This window comes from Mycolicibacterium nivoides (assembly GCF_003855255.1).
Lineage (GTDB): Bacteria > Actinomycetota > Actinomycetes > Mycobacteriales > Mycobacteriaceae > Mycobacterium > Mycobacterium nivoides.
The window spans coordinates 2,435,645-2,449,400 of sequence record NZ_CP034072.1 but is presented as its reverse complement, the minus strand read 5'-3'; the positions used below and the strand labels follow the sequence as shown (position 1 = coordinate 2,449,400).

Sequence of the window (13,756 nt, the reverse complement as noted above, 5' to 3'; positions counted from 1 at the left end):
AGGAGAACTTCTGTGGAACAGCTTTTTGACGACCTCGAGGACTTCGGCTCGTTCGACGACGCCGTCTCGGGTGACGTTCGGGACCCGTACCCGGAGCTTGCCAGGCTTCGGCGCGAGGAACCGATCCAGCGGATCGACATGTCCGCGATGCCAGGGGAGCAGGGCAAGCCCGTCTTCATCGTGTACCGCTACGAGGACGCACAGCAGATGCTGCGCGACAATCTGACATTCTCGTCATCCGGTGTCATCGCGGCATTCGGCCCGGTGCTCGGCGATCGAGTGATGCTGGGCATGGACGAACCGGTGCACGGCCGCCTGCGATCGCTGGTGTCGAAGGCGTTCTCGCAAAAGGCTCTGGCGCGTTGGGAAGACGAGCTGGTCGGTCGGGTCGCCAACGAGCTCATCGACAAGTTCGCCGCCGACGGCAAGGTCGACCTGGTGAAGGCGTTCACATTCGACTATCCGAGCCGCATCATCGCGGGTTTGTTGGGATTGCCGGAGGAGGACTATCCGCAATTCCAGCGCTGGTCCATCTCGCTGCTGAGCTGGATCATGAACCCGGAGCGCGGGCTGGCGGCGTCGGCCGCGCTGTGCGAGTACTTCGCACCGATCCTGCAGGCCCGGCGCGCCGAGCCGAAGGAAGACATGATCAGCCTTCTCGCCGAGGCGGAGATCGACGGCGAGAAGCTCACCGACGAGGAGATCTTCTCGTTCCTGCGACTGCTGCTGCCCGCCGGGGTGGAGACCACCTATCGGTCGCTGGGCAACCTGCTGTTCGGGTTGCTCTCGGACACAACGCAGCTGGACGCGGTCCGGGCCGACCGGTCGTTGCTGCCGCAGGCCATCGAGGAAGCGGTGCGCTGGAACCCGCCGCTGCTGACCATCACGCGCACCACGACGTGTGACACCGAGCTCGGCGGCGTTCACATTCCGGAAGGCTGTTCGGTGATGCCGATGCTCGGTTCGGCGAACCGGCAGGACGACCGGTGGGCCGATCCGGACGCGTTCGACATCTTCCGTGCGTCCAAGGGCAATCTCGGCTGGGGCCACGGGGTGCACGTGTGTCTGGGCATGCACCTCGCTCGGCTCGAAATGCGCACTGCCATCAACCTTCTGCTGGACCGACTGCCCAACCTGCGGCTGGACCCGGACGGAGACGACCCGCACATCCGTGGACAGGTCTTCCGGTCGCCGACCTCGCTGCCGGTTCTCTTCGATGTGGCCGGCGCCCGATGACCGAACTCCGTTACGACGGTCGGGTGGCGATCGTGACAGGCGGGGGCAGGGGCGTCGGCCGTAGTCACGCACTGTTGCTGGCCTCGAAGGGCGCGCGCGTCGTCGTCGCCGACTACGGCGTGGGTATCGACGGTGACGGCTCTTCGGCGGAACCGGCCACCGAGGTGGTTGCGGAGATCAAGGCGGCAGGCGGCGAGTCGGTGACCTGCTTCGCGTCGGTGGCCGACGAGGCCGGCGCCGCCGCGATCGTAGTGGCCTCGCAGGGCATCAACCAGACCCCGTTGACCGCGGAGGACATCGCCGAAAACCTCGGCACGATCATGGATCTCAGCACCGGGCAGGTCTTGGAAGTAGGTTCCGGCCGACCCGTACAGGAGGCGAAACAATGACCCAAATCCGTTCCGGCTTCGAAGAAGTGGATTTCTTCACCGACGAATCACTGGTGCCGGACCCCTACCCCTACTTCGACCACCTACGGTCGAAATGCCCGGTGGCCCATGCCACTCCGTTCAACGTGCTGGCCGTCACCGGCTACGACGAGGCGCTGGCCGTCTATAAGGATCCGGCGTTCTCGTCGTGTGTGTCGGTGGCGGGACCGTTCTCCGGCCTGCCGTTCGGACCGGGGGAGAGTGACGACGTGTCGGAGCTGATCGAGGAGCACCGGCTCGCGGTGCCGATGGGTGAGCACATCACCTCGCAGGATCCCCCGCTGCACACCCGGACGCGCGGTCTGATGAACAAGCTGATCACTCCCAAGCGGCTCAAGGAGAACGAGGACTTCATGTGGCGGCTGGCCGATCAGCAACTCGACACATTCGTCGACCGCGGATCGGCCGAGTTCCTGGCCGATTACGCCAAGCCGTTCTCGCTCTTGGTCATTGCCGATCTCCTGGGAGTTCCGGGCGAGGACCATGAGGAGTTCAAGGCGGCGTTCGCGCTGGAGACGGTCGGTGAGCTCGGTAAGGAGGCACCGACAACGCACAACCCCCTGCAGTGGCTCAACGACAAGTTCTACGCCTACATCGAGGACCGCAGGCGCGCACCGCGCGAGGACGTGCTGACCGGTCTGGCGTTGGCCAAGTACGAGGACGGATCGACCCCCGACATCGAGGACGTCATGAACCTGTCGACGTTCCTGTTCGCAGCGGGTACGGAGACCACGACGAAGCTGGTCAGCTCGGCGGTCCGGTTCATCGCGGACAACCCGGGCTTCGAGACGATGCTGCGCGACGACCGGGGCAGGATCCCGTCGTTCCTCGAAGAGACGCTGCGGATGGAGAGCCCGGTCAAATCTCACTTCCGGATGGCCAGCAAGACCACCAGTATCGGTGACATCGAGGTGCCCGCCGGGACCACCGTCATGGTGCTGCCGGGGGCATGCAATCGTGACGAGCGAAAATTCGCGGACCCCAACACCTTCCAGCCTGATCGTGGAAACGTGCGCGAACAGATCGCGTTCATCCGGGGAGTGCACTCCTGCCCGGGCGCGCCACTGGCGCGCGCGGAAGGCCGGATATCTCTGAACCGGATCTTGGACCGGATGTCCGACATCACGATCTCCACCGAGCACCACGGTCCCGCCGAGGACCGCCGATACACCTATGAGCCGACGTTCATCATGCGTGGGCTCAGCGAGCTTCACATCGAATTCAAACCGGCCGCCTGACCGGCCAGCACAACTAGGAGCACAGATGACCGGAAAGCTCGATGGCAAGGTCGCTTTCATCACCGGCGCCGCCCGCGGACAGGGGCGGGCGCACGCGATCGCGATGGCCAGGGAAGGTGCCGACATCATCGCGGTCGACATCTGCCGCGACATCCCGTCAAACCCCTACCCGTTGGCCACGCCCGATGACCTGGCCGAAACCGAAAGGGCGATCAAGGAGCTCGGCCGGCGCATCGTCGCCCGCGTCGCCGATGTCCGGGAGCGCCATGAGCTGCGGGATGCGGTCGAGGCCGGGATCGCCGACCTCGGCAAGATCGACATCGTGGTCGCCAACGCCGGCATCCTTCCGATGGCGATGGGCAGGCCGGATCCCATGCAGTTCGTCGACGCCTCCGACGTGGACCTGGTCGGGGTGATGAATACCGTCGCGGTCACCGTCCCGCACCTGCCCGACGGATCGTCGATCATCGTCACCGGATCGACCGCCGGCATGATCCGGGGCACCACCGACAACCCCAACATGGGCCCCGGCGGGGCGGGGTATGGATGGAGCAAGCGCGTCGTCATCGAGTACGTCGAGGAGATGAGCCTGCACCTGGCTCCGAAGATGATCCGGGTCAACGCCATTCACCCCACCAACTGCAACACCCACCTGCTGCAGAACGACGGCATGTACTCCATGTTCCGGCCCGATCTGACCGCCGAGGGCAAGAAGGCAACCCGTGAGGATGCCGAGCCGTTGTTCACGATCTTCCAGGCGATGCCGATCCCGTATATCGAACCAGAGGACATGGCCAACCTCGGTGTGTTCCTGGCCAGCGACGACAGCCGCTACATCACCGGACAGCAGATCCGCGTCGATGGGGGCTCATTGCTCAAGTGGCCCAACGGGCCTGGCCGATAGCGCCGGGCATCGCATCTAGAAGGAGGTGGCGGTGGGCGCCCTCATCATGCTCGGCAGCCTGTTCGTCCTGATCGTGTTGATCGTCGGCCTGGTGCTCTACTTCGATCCTGAAGCGCGGCGCAGGCCGGCCGAGGAGGTCGAGCCGTGAGCGTCGACTTCCTGATCAAAGCCGGGGTGGCCTTCGCGTACATCACCGGCCTGGGTTTCCTGGCGGTCGGGATCTATCTGAGTTACCGGCGCGGGCGTCTGCATCCGCTGCTGTTGCTCTGCATCTCGGCGCTCTCGTTCTCCTGGATCGAAGCGCCCTACGACTGGGCGATGTACGCACAGTTTCCGCCCGCGCTGCCGCGGATGCCATCGTGGTGGCCGCTCAACATGACGTGGGGAGGGCTCCCCTCGGCGGTACCCGTCGGCTACATGGGTTACTTCGTGTTGCCGGCGATCATCGGTGCCGCACTCGGGCGGTGGGCAGCCGGGAAGTGGAACTGGCGGCGGCCGCAGACGCTGTTGCTGGTGGGATTCGTGGTCGGCTTCTGCTGGGCCTTGTTCTTCAATGCGATCATCGGCGCGCGGCTCGGCCTGTTCTACTACGGCTACGTGATCGAGGGGCTGGGCCTGTGGGAGGGGACCAAACACCAGTACCCGATCTACGACGCCATCGCGATGGGTGTGCAGATGATGGTGTTCACCTACCTGCTGGGCCGGACCGACGCCGAGGGCCGCAACGTGATCGAGATGTGGGCCGACAAGATCTCCAAGACGCGGCTGCAGTCGGCAGTGCTGTCGGTGATCGCCGTGATCGTGGTCGGGCACGCGGTCTACGCCTCGGTCTTCGCGCCGCACTTGGTCACCAAACTGGGCGGGTGGGTGACCGTGGGGCCGACCGAGCAGTTGTTCCCCGGAGTGCCGAATCAGCCGAAATAGCCGGCCGGCGCTTGTCAGGGTGCGCAAATGTCACGCTGGAGTGGCGGTCGAGATCCGGCGCCGCTCCAGCGTGACAACGCGGGAAAGATCAGTAGTTGTTGCAGCTGCCCGCGATCGAGTTGATCGGCCCGAAGTACTCCTGAGCGGCCGGGCTGGCCTGCAGTTGGGCCACCGTCTGCTGACGCTGGGCGGGCCCCGAGGCCAGGAAGTTGCGCAACGCGCCCTGGGCGAACGGGGAAGCGTTGAACTGCTGGGCCAGGTCGGGACGCTGAGCGTTGAGCGCCGCCATCACCTGCTCGTAGCTACATGTCGTGTTGACCACGCCACTGAAATCGGGCTGGGCGGATGCCAACCCCGAAGAGAGCACAGTCAGCGGAACCGCCACGGCGAACCCACCGAGGGCGGCCGCGATGTACTTGAAAGAAGACTTGATCACCTGTTGGAACCCCCATGTTGTTCGCCCAAAAAGGCGACGCCTTGCACGTTTGCCGGACCCGACCTCATTCGAGGTTAACAGGCGGCAGACGTACAAGGCGTCCTCACAAAACCGGCCTCAGTCGATGACCGCGCGCTCCTTGCGCTCGGTGATCGGTCGGGCGAGTTCCTGCTCGACGCAGATGCGCTGCAGTTTCTCCAGCGTCTCGTCCAGACCCGGACCAAGTGGCTTGCTCGGCGTGAACGTGGCCGGAAGGTTGCGCATGCCTTGGATGACGCCGATGGTGTCGTAGTGAACCGCGCCCTCGGGGTCGCAGACATAGTCCGGCATCCGATCGAGGACGGCGGTGAGCATCGACTTGAACACCGTGCGGGCCACATTCGAACCGACGCAGCGGTGCACACCGATGCCGAAGCTGAAATGCCGATTGCCCTTGCGATCCAGGATGACCTCGTTGGGCTGGTCGAACACCGACGGATCGCGGTTGGCCATCGCCCAGGACAGCCACAGCCGCTCGTACTGCTTGAACTGCTGGCCTTCGACCTCGACGTCTTCGGAGAAGGTCCGGCCGTCACCAGGCGCCGGGGTGAAGAACCGCAGGAACTCCTCCGTGGCGGGATGCAGCAGGCTGTCGCGTTCACGGGACAGCCGCTCGCGCTCGTCCGGATGTTCGCCGAGCCACTCCAGGGCGTGCGCGGTGAGGGCCGTGGTGGTGTCGAAACCGCCGCCGATGACCAGACCGAGGTTGCCGAGGATCTCCATGTCGGGGGCCGGCTCACCGTCGATCCGCAACTGCAGCATCGCGTTCACCAGCCCAGGGCGTGGATTCTCCCGGATCTCCATCATGTTGTTGATGATGTCGATGCCCATCTCGCGATGCTGCTCGTTGATCTTCTCGCGATCGGGGGAGTGCTCGGGGGTGTACACCGACGCGTGCGTCGGCTCGCTGTAGACGTTCCACTTCTTGAGTTCGATACCCATCATCGCGAGGGTGAACACGGCGGGAACGACGTTGGCCAGATGCTCGACGAAATCTATGCGGCCGGACTCGATGTGCTCGTCCAGGGCGGCGCGCGTGATTTCGTCGACGAACGGTTCCCACCGCTTGATGGCGGCGGGCGACAGGTACGGGTTCAGCGCGCCGCGATAGGCGCTGTGCTCCGGCTCGTCCATCTCCAGGATGCCGCCACGCACCACGGTGGCGCGGCTGGCCTTGGGAATGGTGATGCCCTGGTAGGGCGTTTCACCGCTGATGTCGTGGTGGTTGGAGACCACCGGGCAGCGGGCCAGCTCGAAAACGTGCTTGCTGTCCGCTGCGACCCAGTGCCCGTTGTAGGCGTCAGTCCACGCCATCGGGCACTTGGACTGCATCTCCTCGGTGATCTTCTCGAACTGCTCCCGATATTCCGGGGTGTGCCGGTCGAAGTGATAGTTGTTCTTTTTACGGTCGTCGTCGGTCGTGACATCGCGTTCTGCTCTTCGCGCACGCGGCTCATCGCTGTCGACACTCACGGCGTTGTCTCCCTTGGCCTTTCGGTCTGCGTCAATCTTCGATGACGATGGCTTGCTCGGGGCAGGAGTGCGCGGCCTCGCGCACCGCGTCCGCCTGATCTGCCGGCACCACATCGGAAACCGGTGACGCGTGACCGTCGACGTCGTCGAGGACGAACGAGTCGGGCGCGATCATCGAGCACAGGGTGTGGCCCTGGCAGCGACTGGCATCGACCGAAACCTTCACTACGACAACTCCTTTCCAATCAGTGGGTACGGCATCACACGTGGTAGTCGTACCACTTGAGGTAGCCGCCGGCATCGACCCGCAGCTGCATGCCGGTGACGAAGCGTGACTCCTCGGAAGCCAGCCACAACACCGCGTTGCTGATGTCCTCGGGCTCGATGAAGTTGACCTTCATCGCCTGCTGCACACCGAAAACCGGTTCGGCGTCGGCGCGCGTCGGGTTCTCCAGATCCGGCCGGAACGAGCGGTACATCGGCTCGCTCTGCAACATGTTGGTGTTGCAGTTGGTGGGGTGGATGACGTTGGCGCGGATGCCGCGCACCGCCAGCTCGGTGGCGAGTGCATGCACGTACTCGGAGATGAGGCGCTTGGAGATCATGTAGCCCATGCCGCCGGGATCGGCGCCAGGGTTGGGCTTGTTGTGGGCGTCCATCAGCGCGGCGGCCGATGCGGTCGCGATGATCGAAGCGCCCTCCTTGAGGTGCGGAAGCGCGACCTGGATGGCGTTGATGGTGCCCACGAAGTTGGTGTTGATGCCGTCGGTCCAGGCCTGCATCGCGGGCTGCCCCTTCATCGCGGCGATGCCGGCCTGCGCCACGACGATGTCGAGCTTGCCGAACTCCGCGAGTCCCGATTCCAGCGCGCTACGCAGTTCGGCCTCGTTGCGGACGTCGGCCTGGGCGGTGACGATGCGCCGACCGGTCTTCTCGACGTAGTTCTTGGTCTCCTCGAGGTCTTCTGCCGTCGCCATCGGGTAGCCGACGGTGTCGTAGTTCTTACAGATGTCGACCGCGATGATGTCGGCGCCCTCTTCGGCCAGCCGGATTGCATGGCTGCGCCCCTGACCACGTGCCGCGCCGGTGATGAATGCGACTTTCCCGGCAACCCGGCCTTCTGCGCTGTTTCCCACGTTTGTTCCTTTCGCTGATGATGTTTCGGGTGCGCCGCGTGCGCGTCAGGTGTTACGGCCGCCGTTGACGCCGAGGATCTGGCCGGTGATGTAGCTCGCCTCGTCGGAGACGAAGAAGGCGCAGGCGGCGGCGATGTCTTCCGGCTTGCCCATGCGCCGCACCGGGGTCTGCTCGATCTGCCTGTCGGTGTCCCCGAGGAAGCCCTTGCCTTCGGCCTTGCGCAGCATGGGCGTGTCGATGAAGCCCGGCGGCACGGCATTGACCGTGATGCCGCTGGGGCCCAGTTCCAGCGCCAGGCTCTTCGTCAGGCCGTTCACCGCGGACTTGGCCGCGACATAGGGCGACATGAAGGGCTGGCCCGAATGCGTGCTCGACGACGAGATGTTGACGATGCGACCCCAGCCGGCCTCGAGCATGTCTGGCAGTGCTGCCTGGATGCAGTGGAATACGCCATTGAGGTTGACGTCGATGATCTGCTGCCACTTCTCGAACGAGACATCGCTGAAGCGCTTGAAGCAGTCCAGGCCGGCGGCGTTGACCAGCACCGAGATCGGGCCGAGTTGGGCCCGAACCGCATTGAGTGCGGTGTCGACAGCTGCGCGGTCGGTCACATCCGCGACATGCGCGAAATCGTCATCCGATGGCTGCAGGTCGAGTATCGCGACGTTGAGGCCGTCGGCGCGCAACCGGGCGACAATGGCTGCCCCGATGCCCGAACCTCCTCCGGTGACAACGGCATTCTTCATGACAGTTCTCCGGCCGCCGGGCGAAGCCGGGCTTTCTCAGGGGTCAAGAATCATCCTTCCGATTATGAGAACCGTACTCTCGGAGCGGTGTGCACCGCAAGATCTGAGTGCAACCAGCGCGCCGCCTGCGCGGATGGCGGATCTGCAGCGAATGGGGCATGACTAGCTGATCTAGCTTTCACTTGAGTTCTCATCGAGCGAATGTATGATTCGCCGGTGATGAGAATGCAGTTTCCATCACAGTAGGGAATCGCCTGAGGAGGATGATGCAGCAGGAAGCGCCGACCATCGCGCAAGAACAGCGGGCTGACCGGAAGTTGTTGATCGGCGGAGAGCTGCGCGAGACGCCGCGGACGTTTCCTTCCGTCAATCCAGCTACCGGTGAGGTGTTCGGCTACGCGCCGGACGCCACGGTCGCCGATGCCGAGGCTGCGGTCGCCGCGGCCAGGCAGGCATTCGACAACACCGACTGGTCCACCAACACCGAACTGCGGATCCATTGCCTGGAGCAACTGCACCAGGCGCTGACAGAGCATCGTGAGGAGCTGGCCGCCCTGACCACCACGGAGGTGGGCGCGACCGCGGCGCTGTGCGCCGGTGCGCAACTGGACGGTCCGATCGACATCGTGCGGTACTACGCCGAGCTGCTCAAGACCTACCCGCTGACCGAAGATCTCGGAAACATCGAGAGCCGCGGCATGCAGCACCACCGGTGGGTGGAGAAGGAAGCGGGCGGCGTGGTGGCCGCGATCATCGCCTACAACTATCCGAATCAGCTGGCCCTCGCCAAGCTCGCTCCGGCGCTGGCTGCCGGCTGCACCGTCGTACTCAAGTCCGCTCCGGACACCCCGTTGATCACGCTCGCGCTCGGCGAGCTGATCGCGAACCACACCGACATTCCGGCCGGCGTCGTGAACGTGCTGTCGGGCGCCGACCCGGAGGTGGGTGCGGTGCTGACCACGAGTCCCGACGTCGACATGGTCACCTTCACCGGTTCCACGCCCACCGGCCGGCGCATCATGGCCGCGGCCAGCGAGACCTTGAAGAAGGTGTTCCTGGAACTCGGCGGCAAGTCGGCCGCGATCGTCCTCGACGACGCCGACTTCAACACCGCCGCACTGTTCTCGGCCTTCAGCATGGTCACCCACGCCGGTCAGGGCTGCGCGCTGACCTCGAGGCTGCTGGTGCCCGCGAAGCACAAGGACGAAATCGTCGAGCTGATCAAGGACAACTTCGGCCACGTGCGGTTTGGAAATCCGACCGATCCCAAGACGTACATGGGGCCGCTGATCAGTGAGAAGCAGCGCGACAAGGTCGACGGCATGGTCAAGCGCGCCGTCGAGGCCGGCGCGACCCTGGTCACCGGCGGCGAGAAGGTCGACCCCGGCTTCTTCTACACCCCGACGCTGCTGGCTGATGTCGACCCCGACAGCGAGATCGCCCAGGAGGAGGTCTTCGGACCGGTACTGGCCGTCATCGCCTACGAAGATGACGACGACGCGGTGCGCATCGCCAACAACTCGATCTACGGGCTGTCCGGAGCGGTGTTCGGCAGCGAGGACCGCGCGCTGGGCGTGGCCCGGCGGATCCGGACGGGCACCTTCTCGATCAACGGCGGCAACTACTTCAGTCCCGACAGTCCGTTCGGCGGGTACAAGCAGTCCGGCATCGGCCGGGAGATGGGCACCGCGGGACTCGAGGAGTTCATGGAATCCAAGACGTTCGCCCGGGTGCTGTCATGAGCGCCGACGGGCCGTTGCAGGGAGTCCGCATCCTCGAGGTCGCGATGTACGGCTTCGTCCCCTCGGCCGGGGCCGTGCTGGGGGAGTGGGGTGCCGACGTCATCAAGGTCGAGCATGCCGTCACCGGCGACCCGCAACGCGGGCTGCGTCAGACCGGGCCGCTACGCGTCGAGGGCGATCCCAACCCGAACATCGAGCACGCCAACCGCGGCAAGCGCAGCATCGGGCTGGACATGTCGGTGCCCGAAGGGCGCGAGATCCTGCTCGAACTGGCGAAAAAGGCCGATGTGTTCCTCACCAGTTTCCTGCCCGGGCACCGGCAGAAGTTCGGTATCGACGTCGACGACATCCGAGCGGTGAACCCGAAGATCATCTACGCCCGCGGTAGCGCTCTCGGCCCCCGCGGCGAGGAGTCGGTCAAGGGTGGCTATGACATGACCGCGTTCTGGTGCCGGGCCGGCACCGCCGCGACGATCACGCCGGCCGGGATGGAGGGCATGATCGCCCCACCCGGGCCTGCCTACGGCGACACCATCTCGGGCACCAACCTGGCCGGCGGCATCGCCGCGGCCTTGTTCAAGCGGGAGCGCACCGGTGAGCCGTCGGTAGTGGACGTATCGCTCCTGGGCAGCGGCCTGTGGTCGATGGGCCACACCGTGGCGCTCACCCAGCACTTGAACCAACTGATGGTGACACCGCCACCTGGCGTGCACGGGTCGCCGATCAACCCGCTCGTCGGGTTGTACGGCACCGCGGACGACCGTTACATCTCGTTCGTGATGATGCAGCCGACCAAGTTCTGGGCCGACGTCTGCCGGCACATGGACCTGGAGGGCTACATCGACGACCCGAGGTTCGCGACTGCCGAATCGTTCGCCGAGCACACACCGGAAGCGGTCGAGATCCTCACCGAGGCGATGAAGAAGCGGACTTTGCCAGAGTGGAGCGAGCGATTCACCACGCTGGCCGGTCCGTGGGCTCCGGTGCAGGACACCCTCCAGGCGGCGCAGGACGCCCAGATCCGGGCCAACGAGTACCTGGTGCGGGCCGGTGAACTCGAGTTGGTCGCCAACCCAGTGCAATTCGACGTCACGGCGCCGAACACCGGGCCGGCGCCGGGGTTCGCCGAACAGACCGACGACATCCTGGGCGAACTCGGCCTGGACTGGGATCGCATCATCGAACTCAAGACCGCCGGCGCCGTCACCTAGGCCGCCGTCGCAATGCCCTTCAACACCACCATCGGAACCCGTCTGTCGTGGGCGGCTGCCATCGTGTCCCACGACAAGAACGGCAGTCTCGTGCAACTGCGCGGCGGGCTGCCGAGCGTCCAGCCCCAATTGTCAACTACCCGAGCAAGTTCTGAGTTATTTGCCCTCGCGACAGATGCCCCGTCCGATAGCATCAGGCGGTCGGGGGGCGGTCGTGGGGCAAGTCTGTCCGGCGTCACCGGTAAGTCCGGTGAAGCGAAGAGAACCCAGCGAAAGCGGGAGGTGCGTCAGATGTTGCAGCGCACTCCGCATTTGCCGCTCGTGGTCGAGCCATCCGGTTCGCGAATCGACGTGCAAATGAATGACATTGCGTCCCAGTTGGATTCGGTGAACATCGGGCACCCGACCGGCCGGTTGGCACGTTCCGGGTCAGAGGTTGCGGCATGAGCCCGTTGGGGCCGACGGCCGCACCGTATGTAGTAGAGCTATTCGAGCGCCGGTGCGGTGCAGCACCTAACATCGGCGCACCGACTGGGGTGTCGGCAGCCATCAGCCAGGACAGGAGTGATCATGGCGGATAAGTGGTCGACCGGAGTATCGCTACGCAACCTGTCGGGTCCGATGCAGGCTGTGGGTGCGTTGTTCGCGATGTCGTTGGATGCGATCCGGTTCATTTTCAAGCGGCCGTTCCAGGGACGGGAGTTTCTGGAGCAGTGCTGGTTCGTGGCGCGGGTGTCGATGGCCCCGACGTTGCTGGTGGCGATCCCGTTCACGGTGCTGGTCTCGTTCACGTTGAACATCCTGCTTCGGGAGTTGGGTGCGGCCGACCTGTCGGGTGCGGGTGCGGCGTTCGGCGCCGTGACCCAGCTGGGTCCGATGGTCACGGTGCTGATCGTGGCCGGGGCCGGGGCGACCGCGATGTGCGCGGATCTGGGATCCCGCACCATCCGCGAAGAGATCGACGCGATGGAGGTGCTGGGTATCAACCCGATCCAGCGCCTGGTGACCCCGCGGATGCTGGCCTCAGGACTGGTCGCGCTGCTGCTGAACAGTCTGGTGGTGATCATCGGCATCCTGGGCGGCTATGTGTTCTCGGTGTTCATCCAGGACGTGAACCCGGGTGCGTTCGCGGCCGGCATCACGCTGCTGACCGGGGTGCCCGAGGTGATCATCTCCTGCGTCAAGGCCGCGCTGTTCGGGTTGATCGCCGGGCTTGTGGCCTGCTACCGCGGGCTGACCATCAGCGGCGGTGGAGCCAAGGCAGTGGGTAACGCGGTGAACGAGACCGTGGTGTACGCCTTCATGGCCCTGTTCGTCATCAATGTGGTCGTCACGGCCATCGGTATCCGCATGACAGCGCACTGAGGCAGGGGACGCAATGGGAACGATGACGATCCTGCGGTCGACCTATCCGCGGGTCACCCGGCAGTTCAACAAGCCGGTCTCGACGCTGAGCCGGATCGGCGATCACACGCTGTTCTATCTCAAGGCACTGGCGGGCACCCCGCACGCGGCCATGCACTATCGCAAGGAACTGGTCCGGCTGATCGCCGAGATCTCGATGGGCGCAGGCACCTTGGCCATGATCGGCGGCACCGTGGTGATCGTGGGGTTCTTGACCCTGGCCACCGGTGGTGTGCTCGCCATCCAGGGCTACTCGTCGCTGGGCAACATCGGCATCGAGGCGCTGACCGGATTCCTGGCGGCCTTCATCAACGTCCGTATCGCCGCGCCCGTGGTGGCCGGGATCGGCCTGGCCGCCACCTTCGGCGCCGGTGTGACCGCCCAACTCGGGGCGATGCGGATCAACGAGGAAATCGACGCCCTGGAAGCCATGGCCATCCGCCCGGTCGAATACCTGGTGTCCACCCGCATCGTGGCCGGGATGATCGCCATCACCCCGCTGTACGCGATCGCGGTGATCCTGTCGTTCTTGGCGTCCCAGTTCACCACCGTGGTGCTGCTGGGGCAGTCCGGCGGTCTGTATGACCACTACTTCACGACGTTCCTCAATCCGATCGACCTGCTGTGGTCGTTTCTGCAGGCCGTCCTGATGGCCATCACCATCCTGCTGATCCACACCTACTTCGGCTATTTCGCCTCCGGCGGACCATCCGGGGTCGGTGTCGCGGTCGGCAACGCCGTACGTACCTCGCTGATCGTCGTGGTCTCGGTGACCCTGCTGGTGTCACTGTCGGTCTACGGCTCCAACGGCAACTTCAACCTGTCGGGATAGGGAGAA

13 protein-coding genes and 1 pseudogene are annotated in these 13,756 nt (G+C 64.9%); 9 read left to right on the top strand and 5 right to left on the bottom strand.

What is annotated here, in order from left to right:
- Positions 1–12 precede the first annotated feature (12 nt).
- The 5 genes and pseudogenes from EH231_RS11545 to EH231_RS11525 all read left to right on the top strand — a co-directional run bounded on the left by EH231_RS11545 (position 13) and on the right by EH231_RS11525 (position 4,730).
- Positions 13–1,236, top strand: a complete 1,224-nt coding sequence (locus EH231_RS11545) for a cytochrome P450 (protein ID WP_124712457.1) — start codon at positions 13–15, stop codon at positions 1,234–1,236.
- Positions 1,233–1,440: pseudogene (locus tag EH231_RS34905) on the top strand (short-chain dehydrogenase); the annotation flags it as partial. The gene EH231_RS11545 and the pseudogene EH231_RS34905, both read left to right, overlap by 4 nt.
- A gap of 181 nt (positions 1,441–1,621) precedes the next feature.
- Positions 1,622–2,902, top strand: a complete 1,281-nt coding sequence (locus EH231_RS11535; protein ID WP_090435229.1) for a cytochrome P450 — start codon at positions 1,622–1,624, stop codon at positions 2,900–2,902.
- 25 nt (positions 2,903–2,927) lie between these two features.
- On the top strand, positions 2,928–3,806 hold the full coding sequence (locus tag EH231_RS11530) for a mycofactocin-coupled SDR family oxidoreductase (protein ID WP_090435232.1): 879 nt from the start codon (positions 2,928–2,930) through the stop codon (positions 3,804–3,806).
- Positions 3,807–3,950: 144 nt separating this feature from the next.
- Entirely contained in the window at positions 3,951–4,730 is a 780-nt protein-coding gene (locus EH231_RS11525) for a spirocyclase AveC family protein (RefSeq protein WP_124712456.1), read from the top strand.
- Positions 4,731–4,818: 88 nt separating this feature from the next.
- Here EH231_RS11525 and EH231_RS11520 read toward each other — a convergent pair whose 3' ends face one another.
- The 5 genes from EH231_RS11520 to EH231_RS11500 all read right to left on the bottom strand — a co-directional run bounded on the left by EH231_RS11520 (position 4,819) and on the right by EH231_RS11500 (position 8,561).
- On the bottom strand, positions 4,819–5,166 hold the full coding sequence (locus EH231_RS11520) for a hemophore-related protein (RefSeq protein ID WP_090435239.1): 348 nt from the start codon (positions 5,164–5,166) through the stop codon (positions 4,819–4,821).
- Positions 5,167–5,283: 117 nt separating this feature from the next.
- On the bottom strand, positions 5,284–6,678 hold the full coding sequence (locus tag EH231_RS11515) for a cytochrome P450 (RefSeq protein WP_090435242.1): 1,395 nt from the start codon (positions 6,676–6,678) through the stop codon (positions 5,284–5,286).
- A gap of 31 nt (positions 6,679–6,709) precedes the next feature.
- Positions 6,710–6,904, bottom strand: coding sequence for a ferredoxin (locus EH231_RS11510; protein WP_090435245.1), 195 nt, complete (start codon positions 6,902–6,904; stop codon positions 6,710–6,712).
- 34 nt (positions 6,905–6,938) lie between these two features.
- Complete coding sequence (locus tag EH231_RS11505) at positions 6,939–7,814, bottom strand: mycofactocin-coupled SDR family oxidoreductase (RefSeq protein WP_090435247.1); 876 nt, start codon at positions 7,812–7,814, stop codon at positions 6,939–6,941.
- A 45-nt stretch (positions 7,815–7,859) separates the two neighbouring features.
- The gene (locus EH231_RS11500; RefSeq protein WP_090435250.1) at positions 7,860–8,561 is read right to left on the bottom strand and encodes an SDR family NAD(P)-dependent oxidoreductase; all 702 of its coding nucleotides are present in this window, start codon (positions 8,559–8,561) and stop codon (positions 7,860–7,862) included.
- Between the two features lie 263 nt (positions 8,562–8,824).
- Here EH231_RS11500 and EH231_RS11495 point away from each other — a divergent pair, with 263 nt between their 5' ends.
- The 4 genes from EH231_RS11495 (at position 8,825) to EH231_RS11480 (ending at position 13,750) form a co-directional block, all read left to right on the top strand.
- Positions 8,825–10,303, top strand: coding sequence for an aldehyde dehydrogenase family protein (locus EH231_RS11495; protein ID WP_164480854.1), 1,479 nt, complete (start codon positions 8,825–8,827; stop codon positions 10,301–10,303).
- Positions 10,304–10,347: 44 nt separating this feature from the next.
- The gene (locus EH231_RS11490; RefSeq protein WP_420891971.1) at positions 10,348–11,514 is read left to right on the top strand and encodes a CaiB/BaiF CoA transferase family protein; all 1,167 of its coding nucleotides are present in this window, start codon (positions 10,348–10,350) and stop codon (positions 11,512–11,514) included.
- Positions 11,515–12,084: 570 nt separating this feature from the next.
- Entirely contained in the window at positions 12,085–12,879 is a 795-nt protein-coding gene (locus EH231_RS11485; RefSeq protein WP_047037647.1) for an MlaE family ABC transporter permease, read from the top strand.
- A 13-nt stretch (positions 12,880–12,892) separates the two neighbouring features.
- Complete coding sequence (locus EH231_RS11480) at positions 12,893–13,750, top strand: MlaE family ABC transporter permease (RefSeq protein ID WP_036448723.1); 858 nt, start codon at positions 12,893–12,895, stop codon at positions 13,748–13,750.
- Positions 13,751–13,756: the final 6 nt, after the last annotated feature.

What these genes read in the sequence shown, in the direction of transcription:
- EH231_RS11535 (WP_090435229.1), top strand. Translation starts at nt 1,622, where the DNA reads ATGACCCAAATCCGTTCCGGCTTCGAAGAAGTGGATTTCTTCACCGAC.
- EH231_RS11530 (WP_090435232.1), top strand. Translation starts at nt 2,928, where the DNA reads ATGACCGGAAAGCTCGATGGCAAGGTCGCTTTCATCACCGGCGCCGCC.
- EH231_RS11500 (WP_090435250.1), bottom strand. Translation starts at nt 8,561, where the DNA reads ATGAAGAATGCCGTTGTCACCGGAGGAGGTTCGGGCATCGGGGCAGCC.
- EH231_RS11495 (WP_164480854.1), top strand. Translation starts at nt 8,825, where the DNA reads ATGATGCAGCAGGAAGCGCCGACCATCGCGCAAGAACAGCGGGCTGAC.
- EH231_RS11490 (WP_420891971.1), top strand. Translation starts at nt 10,348, where the DNA reads ATGTACGGCTTCGTCCCCTCGGCCGGGGCCGTGCTGGGGGAGTGGGGT.
- EH231_RS11485 (WP_047037647.1), top strand. Translation starts at nt 12,085, where the DNA reads ATGGCGGATAAGTGGTCGACCGGAGTATCGCTACGCAACCTGTCGGGT.
- EH231_RS11480 (WP_036448723.1), top strand. Translation starts at nt 12,893, where the DNA reads ATGGGAACGATGACGATCCTGCGGTCGACCTATCCGCGGGTCACCCGG.